The following is a 6,782-nucleotide window of genomic DNA, read 5'->3' on the forward strand; positions in this document are numbered from 1 at the left end:
AAATCGTCCTGTTCCAAAAGACGCGCCGCCGTGCCCGTCAGCCCGGACATCTAAGTGTAGACCCGGTCGAGGAGCCAGCGGTCCAACGCAGCGCCAGGCGCCGTCAGCCCGGATACCTGGCCGAATACCCGTTCGAGATTCTGATCGGTGAGCACCTGGTCGCGCGGACCGGACACCAGCGTGCCACCGGTGAGCAGCCCAATATGGGTCGCACAGCGGGACGCAATATTCATTTTATGGGTAACGAACAGGATGGTGTTGCGCTCCTCGGCGTGCAGGGCGGCCAGAGTCTGGACGAAAGTGTCTTCCATGGCCAGGTCAAGATTCGCCGTCGGCTCATCCAGAATCAGAATCGTCGGGCGACGGACCAGGGCTCGCGCGACCAGGACGCGCCGCCGCTGCCCGCCGGACAGCGACCAGTAGTCCTCGTCCGCCAGATCTGCCAGACCCATCTTGTCCAAGGCCCAGGCCAGGCGCTCGTCTTGTTGGTGTCGAGTCGGGCGGATACCGACCAGTCCCAGCAGGATAAATTCGCGGGCCGTCATCGGCAGGCTGGGGTTGACCTCGCAGTCTTGGGGGACAAAGCCGATCCGCTCGCGACAACCCAGCTCTGGATGAAACTGAAGCCGTCCGGCCTGGGCCTGAAGCAGGCCCAGCAGGCCGCGCAGCAGCGTGGTTTTTCCGGCTCCGTTCTTGCCCAGGAAACACCAGAACTCCCCCGCTCGGACGGTCAGATTGACGCCGGCGAAGACGGTCTTCGGGCCGTAGCCGAGGGACAAGTCGTGTGTGTGGAGAACAACCTCAGGGCTTTCCATACCTACGCTATACCCTGGTGTTCCGGGTGCTGGCAATCCAGACAGCTGCGGCACAAGTGCCAGTTCAGCGCATGGCTGGCGGCCAGGATCACAGCTCCGGCAACCACCAACAGACTCTCCGAGCGGTCGCCGGCAAACAGCCTGCCGCTGGCAATCAGTGCCGCGGCTACGGCCAAGAGCACCAACACCCGGCCGCTCTTATGCTGCCGGAATCCCCAGCACAGGCTGCCGACTGCCAGGACCAGGGCAGAGCTGAGCAGGACCATTTCCGTCATGTCGTCAGCCAGAAAGCTCAATCCAAATACCGGCAGTGCTGTCAGCAGAAGCGGGGCGGCCAGGCAATGGAGGGCACACGCCAGAGACAGTCCGACCCCAATCTGGTCAATCCACAGATGAGAGCGGTTGACATCGGCCATGACAAGGTCTGAGGTGGACGTGCGGCTCATGTCGTCCCCCCCAAGGCTGCGGACAGCTGGGTGACGTTATAGTCGATCATATCGAGATACTGCTCCGTGCCGGGTCGGGCAGCCCCCTTATCGGCCATGTTAACGACGGCTGCTCCGGTGTTGCTGGCGACAAACTCGGCATAGCGGGGATCGTAATACACGGTCGCCAGCACGACTCTGATCTCCCTCGCCCGCATCAGCTCGATAACGCGTTGCAGGTGACTGGTGGTCGGTGGAATACCAGGCCGGGGTTCGAGAAACTGGACCAGATTCAGCCCGAAGAACTGGGTAAAATAGGGCCATGAATTGTGATCTGCGACGACGTTTGCCCCGAAGTAGGGCTGCATCAGCCCTAACCAGCCCCCGAGCAGGGACGCCTGGTTTTGGCTGTTGAGGAACTGGGTCAACCGCCCGCGTTCGGCCAGGATGGCCAACTTCTCAAAGTCGTAGGTGTTGAACAGCGCTTCTCCGACCAGGGCGATGCCGAGACGACGCCGAAAATCCTGGTAGCGCTGGGCAAAATCTTGACTGCTGCCGGGACGGATAGCCGACAGCCGGTCGCGGAGCAGACCGGCGACTCGCAGACCGTTCATCGGGCTCAGCAAATAATGGGGATTGCCGAGGGGGTGGATGTCGCCCATAGAGCGATCAACCGTCACGGTCGGAACCTCGAGCGGGGCGACCGCAACCGAGGTGTCGATATATCCCTGTCCTCCGGTCTGCACGCGGGCGTTACGCGAATTGAGCAGCAGGGGCGGCGCCCAGCCGACTTCCAGGTCAAAGCCCGTCTGGACATAGGCGTCGCACTGGCTCAAGGCTTTGATGAAGCTCGGCTTGGGGACAACAAAGTGGGCGTCTTCCGTGCCTTTGGCAAACACGGTGACTTCCACCTGATCGCCACCGATTTCTTGGACCAGGCTCCCCAGCTCGGGCACGGTTGCGCACACCTTGAGCGCCTGGCCGTGGGCGAGTGTCGTGAAAAAGAGGCTCAAGGCCGAGCTCAAAACAATGAATCCGTATTTCATATGTGTCAGCATAAGAAGTTCCTTCTCTGTCTCAGCTCACTGAGCAAGGTCCAGCGCCTAGAAATTATGCGCCGGATGCGCCCCGTACAGCCACTCGAAACCGAGCCACACGCTGTGGGCGCTGCCGTCGAGATGCGAGGCGTCATCGAAGTTGTACTGCAAGCGGATGCGTGAGAATTCTGACGGTCGCCAGGCCAGGAGGGGCGAGAAGCGGTGACGGTTGTCCCGAAACGGATCGTTCCGTCGGCCGCCAAAGCTGCGTCCGCTGCCGCCCGCATACTCATAGCGTAGCCCGGCTGCCCAGCCCCACTTGAAACCGTATAGCAGCTGGGTGTACAAGCCCCAGTCTTTCAAGGTCCGGCTGTAGAGGCTGCTTTCATCGCCATCTTCGGTCTGGCCGGTAAAGCGGTCGGCGTGAAAATCGCGCTTCATCAGCTCGGTCTGCCAGGTCAGAGAAGGCCAGCCCCGGAAGCTGCCGGTCGGATTCCAGCGCCACCTCATATCCAGGCCATAAATCCAGGTATCGGCGTCATCTCCGGTCGCGTTTGGTCCATACAGACCCGAAAGGCCAAACGTCCCGGTAATGTCGTCGGTCAGATCGATCGAGTTGTTCCAGCGCGTCAGATACACAAAATCGCCAAAGCCTTTGAAGACATTCTTGCCACCCCGCGGCCGACCGCCAATCAGGGCGCCGACAAAGGCTGCCTCGGCGTGCATGTCTTCGTGGTCGTCTTCGTCCTCATGGCCGAGTTCGTCCTCGTGCATGTCTTCGTCTTCGTGGTCCTCTTCGTGACCATTGAGCGCCATGTCGTGGTCGTCCTCGTGCATGTCTTCGTCTTCGTGGCCGTCTTCATCCTCATGCCCGGCCTCCTCTTCGTGGGCATGGCCGCCGCCGGCATGGGTGTGCCGATCACCCCGGAAGCTCGTCATATTGATCCCGTTGGCGTTTTGCATGCCGAAGTGCAGCTCCGAGAACCACGGGGTCGGCGCAATCCATGAGGCCCGAAGGCCGGTCTGACGCATGCCGTCGCCGCCAAACAGTCGCGAGTTGATGACCGGCTGGTCCATCCAGTCCCACTGATGGGGATGCTGTGGGTTGATGAGGCCAAATTCGGTATAAAAGTGGCCGACTTCGAGTTGGAGATTGTAGGGCAGGGAGGTGGTCGTCAGAAAGGCTTCCTCCAACTCGACGATCGTTTCCCCCTCGACCGGGTCGATCGCGGTGGTCAAGATCATGTCGCCCCGAAAATACGGGTCCACCGCTCCTGCCAGGGAAATTTCGGCCTGACCCAGGGTGAAGCCGCGTCGGTTCGGATCGTGCGCCCCGCCCTGGATGGTCGACAGGGCGGCGTCTCTTTCGCTCGAACCACCGGCGTAGAACAAGACATCGGCCGCTACATCAATCAGACGCAACTGCGCCCCACCGCCCAAGGGTCGCGACCACAGACCCTCCGGTCGTGCCGCCGTGAGCAGCGGCTGGCGGCCTGCGGCCTGGCTCTCCTGGATGGCTCTGTCGAGCGGGGACTCCAGTTGGGCGGCAAAAGCCTCAGCCTGTCGCTTGCGGACCGCTTCGACCTGTTGCTGGACGCGTTCCTCGCTGGCGGTAGTGTCATCCTGCATCTTGAGCATCGTCTTTTGCAGCTGCTGTACGGTCTCCTGGAGGCTTTGAACCTGCTCCCTGAGGGCTTCTACCTCAGACGAATCATCGGCCCGCACACTTGCAGCGGCGAGCAAACTGCCTCCCAGAAGGGCGGCTCCACAAACGAGTTGGCACAATAGGCTGGTATACGTACTCCTCATCATGATCGTCCTGTTTCTGTCCTGTCTCTGCGACAGAGGTATGGGTGAGGCAACGCGTAGCCGCGGGCCGGTGGTGTCAGCACCTGGGTTTGTTTCTCGTCCCAGTAGAAGGTGCTGATACACACTGAGCCCAGCTTGGCACCTCACAAGTGTAAGCCGGTGGCGACATGCAGTCGCGGGACAGCCGCAACCGAAGCCTGCGCTCAGGCGAGCGTTTATGACGCAACAGGTGGGGCGCGTGGACTACCGGAGCGGTGATGAGCGGCCACAGCGTATTGCTCGGTCGTGTTGGAGAGACACACGCTGGTGGACAGATAGGCGGCAGCAGTCGGGAGGTGGGCGAGCAGGGCAGGGCTCTGCCCTCCGATCACACACAGCACACACTCCTGTTGGGCCAGACTGCCGACAGCCTGGCTGTGAATATGAGCGGCGGTGGCGGCAGACACACACAACAGGGCGAGCAGGCTCAGCAGTGCGAACCCTTTCTGCCATAATCTTGTGAACCGTTTCTGATGCATGGATACTGTTGCAACTCTATAGCAAGTATTGTTGGTGTCAAGAGGCTTGAAGCCAACAAGCGCCCTCTTGCGAGCGCTGGGCGAGGTGTGACACAACCGGCACACAAAAGAAAGGAGCGAGTGATGCCAGACTCACAGTTTGACCAAGCAAAAGCCGAGGCATTTTCCAAAAAGATGCTCGGTATCCTCAACGACGCCAGCGTGGCCCAGATGATGGTCATCGGCCACCAGGTCGGCCTCTTTGACACGCTGGCCGGCTTAGCCCCATCCACGAGTGAGCAGATCGCACAGGCAAGTAGCCTGAACGAGCGCTACGTGCGCGAGTGGCTCGGTGCCATGGTGACCGGCCGGATTGTGGACTATGACCCGGTAGACAAAACGTATCGGCTCCCGCCCGAGCACGCCGCCGCCATCACCCGGGCAGCCGGACCGAGAAACCTGGCGCTGATGATGCAAATGATCCCGATGGTGGCCAGGGTTCAGCAGGGCATCGTTGATAGTTTTCGTGCCGGGGGTGGGGTGCCGTATTCGGCCTACGGGGACTTTCATAAGCTGATGGCCGAGATGAGCGGGGCCGTGCACGATATGTCGCTCGTTGACATCACCCTGCCGCTCATCTCCCAGCTGGTCGATCGTTTACGCGCTGGCATCGACGTTCTCGATGTCGGGTGTGGAAGCGGTCATGCGGTGAATCTGATGGCCAGAGCGTTTCCGCACAGCCGCTTTAGCGGCTACGATTTCTCGCAGGAAGGCGTTGCTGCGGGCCAGACGGAAGCGCAAGAGTGGGGCCTCACCAACACCGAGTTTGCCGTTAGGGACGCGGCCGAATTGGGCGATGTGAGTCTGTACGACTTTATTACCGCTTTCGACTCTATCCACGACCAGGCGCAGCCCCGGGCTGTGCTCAGGGGTATTGCCGAGGCCCTGCGGCCCGACGGCACGTTTCTGATGGTGGACGTCAACAGCTCAAGCCATTTAGAGGAGAACCTCGACCACGTCTTGGGACCGATGATGTACACCGTCTCGTGTATGCATTGAATGTCCGTCTCTTTGGCCCTCCGTGGTGAGGGTCTCGGGGCAATGTGGGGCAAACACAAGGCCTTGGAGCTGTTGAGCGAGGCGGGGTTTCACCAGGTTACGGTAAAAAATGTCAAACAGGATATGCTGAACAATTACTACATCTGTACCAAGGGCTAGAGGGGATGTCGTCAGCGAACGGGCGGGTACTCGTGGCGCAGGATCTCGATGTCACGCATCACCCGCTCAACCACAGCTGTCTCATCGCCCCGATAGTAGGCGCGAATACGGAACTCGGGGTCAACCAGCACGAAACGGTCGCTGTGGACGATTTGTTCGAGCCGTTTGGGCTGCCCGTGGCTTGTATGAGACCCCTCTGGAGGGGCGTTCATCATCGCCAGTTGAAAACCGTCCCGGACCAAGGGCTGGACGACGCTCAACTCGCCGGTCAGAAAAACCCAGCGGCTGGCGTCTGCGCTGTATCTGTCGGCGTAGCCGCTGAGCCGCTGCGGCGTGTCCCACTCCGGGTCAACACTGAAAGAGACCAGCCGAATCGAGGGCTGGTCGGTTTCTTCGAGCCTGGTTTGCAGTTGTGCCATCCGGCTTGACAGCAGGGGACACACGCCCGGACAGCGGGTAAACACAAAGTTGGCGACCCAGATACGACCGAAAGCCTGACCACTGTGGGCCAGCAGACGAAAGTCCGGCACAGTCTGGTGGACCGGCAAGCGGTCTGGTGAGCCGGGCTGCGATGTGGTATCAAAGGCCCGCCAGAGCAGGACGCCGCTCATCCCCAGCAGGATAACGAACAAGAGCCGCCAGACGACTCTCAGGACGGTGAGTGGATTGGAGGCGGTACGCGCGTTCGATGCGCTCATGATGAAGTTTCCCGCACTGTCTATCCGCCAAAGGGATACGGAAGCAAATGCTCCTCGGCCCGTAGGTCGTGAATTGACGCACAGCCCAGGAGTCGCAGCGTATCCTCGGTCTCTTTTTTCAGGATGGCGAATGCCTTGCGCACGCCGGCCTCGCCACCGGCGCCGAGACCGTAGATATACGCCCGCCCGGCCAGCACGGCATCGGCCCCATGGGCCAGGGCAATGACGACGTCTGCGCCGGAACGAATGCCGCCGTCCAGCAGGATCGTCATCTCCGAGCCGC

Annotated in this window: 7 protein-coding genes; 1 reads left to right on the top strand and 6 read right to left on the bottom strand. The window is 61.0% G+C overall.

Annotated features, from left to right (window positions below; all coding sequences use genetic code 11):
* Positions 1–50: 50 nt before the first annotated feature.
* Genes J4F42_09545 through J4F42_09560 form a run of 4 tightly spaced genes read right to left on the bottom strand, consistent with a single transcriptional unit; the run spans position 51 to position 4,020 of the window.
* Positions 51–815, bottom strand: coding sequence for an ABC transporter ATP-binding protein (locus J4F42_09545; GenBank protein MCE2485741.1), 765 nt, complete (start codon positions 813–815; stop codon positions 51–53).
* Positions 816–817: 2 nt separating this feature from the next.
* The gene (locus J4F42_09550; GenBank protein MCE2485742.1) at positions 818–1,261 is read right to left on the bottom strand and encodes a MerC domain-containing protein; all 444 of its coding nucleotides are present in this window, start codon (positions 1,259–1,261) and stop codon (positions 818–820) included.
* Complete coding sequence (locus J4F42_09555) at positions 1,258–2,298, bottom strand: zinc ABC transporter substrate-binding protein (GenBank protein MCE2485743.1); 1,041 nt, start codon at positions 2,296–2,298, stop codon at positions 1,258–1,260. Before J4F42_09555 ends, J4F42_09550 begins: the two co-directional genes overlap by 4 nt.
* Before the next feature lie 45 nt (positions 2,299–2,343).
* Positions 2,344–4,020, bottom strand: a complete 1,677-nt coding sequence (locus tag J4F42_09560) for a hypothetical protein (protein MCE2485744.1) — start codon at positions 4,018–4,020, stop codon at positions 2,344–2,346.
* A 707-nt stretch (positions 4,021–4,727) separates the two neighbouring features.
* Here J4F42_09560 and J4F42_09565 point away from each other — a divergent pair.
* Positions 4,728–5,642, top strand: coding sequence for a class I SAM-dependent methyltransferase (locus J4F42_09565; GenBank protein ID MCE2485745.1), 915 nt, complete (start codon positions 4,728–4,730; stop codon positions 5,640–5,642).
* A gap of 170 nt (positions 5,643–5,812) precedes the next feature.
* On the opposite strand, the gene J4F42_09570 is transcribed toward J4F42_09565, so the two are convergent.
* The gene (locus J4F42_09570; GenBank protein ID MCE2485746.1) at positions 5,813–6,499 is read right to left on the bottom strand and encodes an SCO family protein; all 687 of its coding nucleotides are present in this window, start codon (positions 6,497–6,499) and stop codon (positions 5,813–5,815) included.
* Between the two features lie 20 nt (positions 6,500–6,519).
* On the bottom strand, positions 6,520–6,782 hold a 263-nt coding region (locus J4F42_09575; GenBank protein MCE2485747.1), incomplete at its 5' end, for an alpha-hydroxy-acid oxidizing protein.

It is taken from the genome of Desulfurellaceae bacterium (assembly GCA_021296095.1).
Classification (GTDB): Bacteria; Desulfobacterota; Binatia; order Bin18; family Bin18; genus JAAXHF01.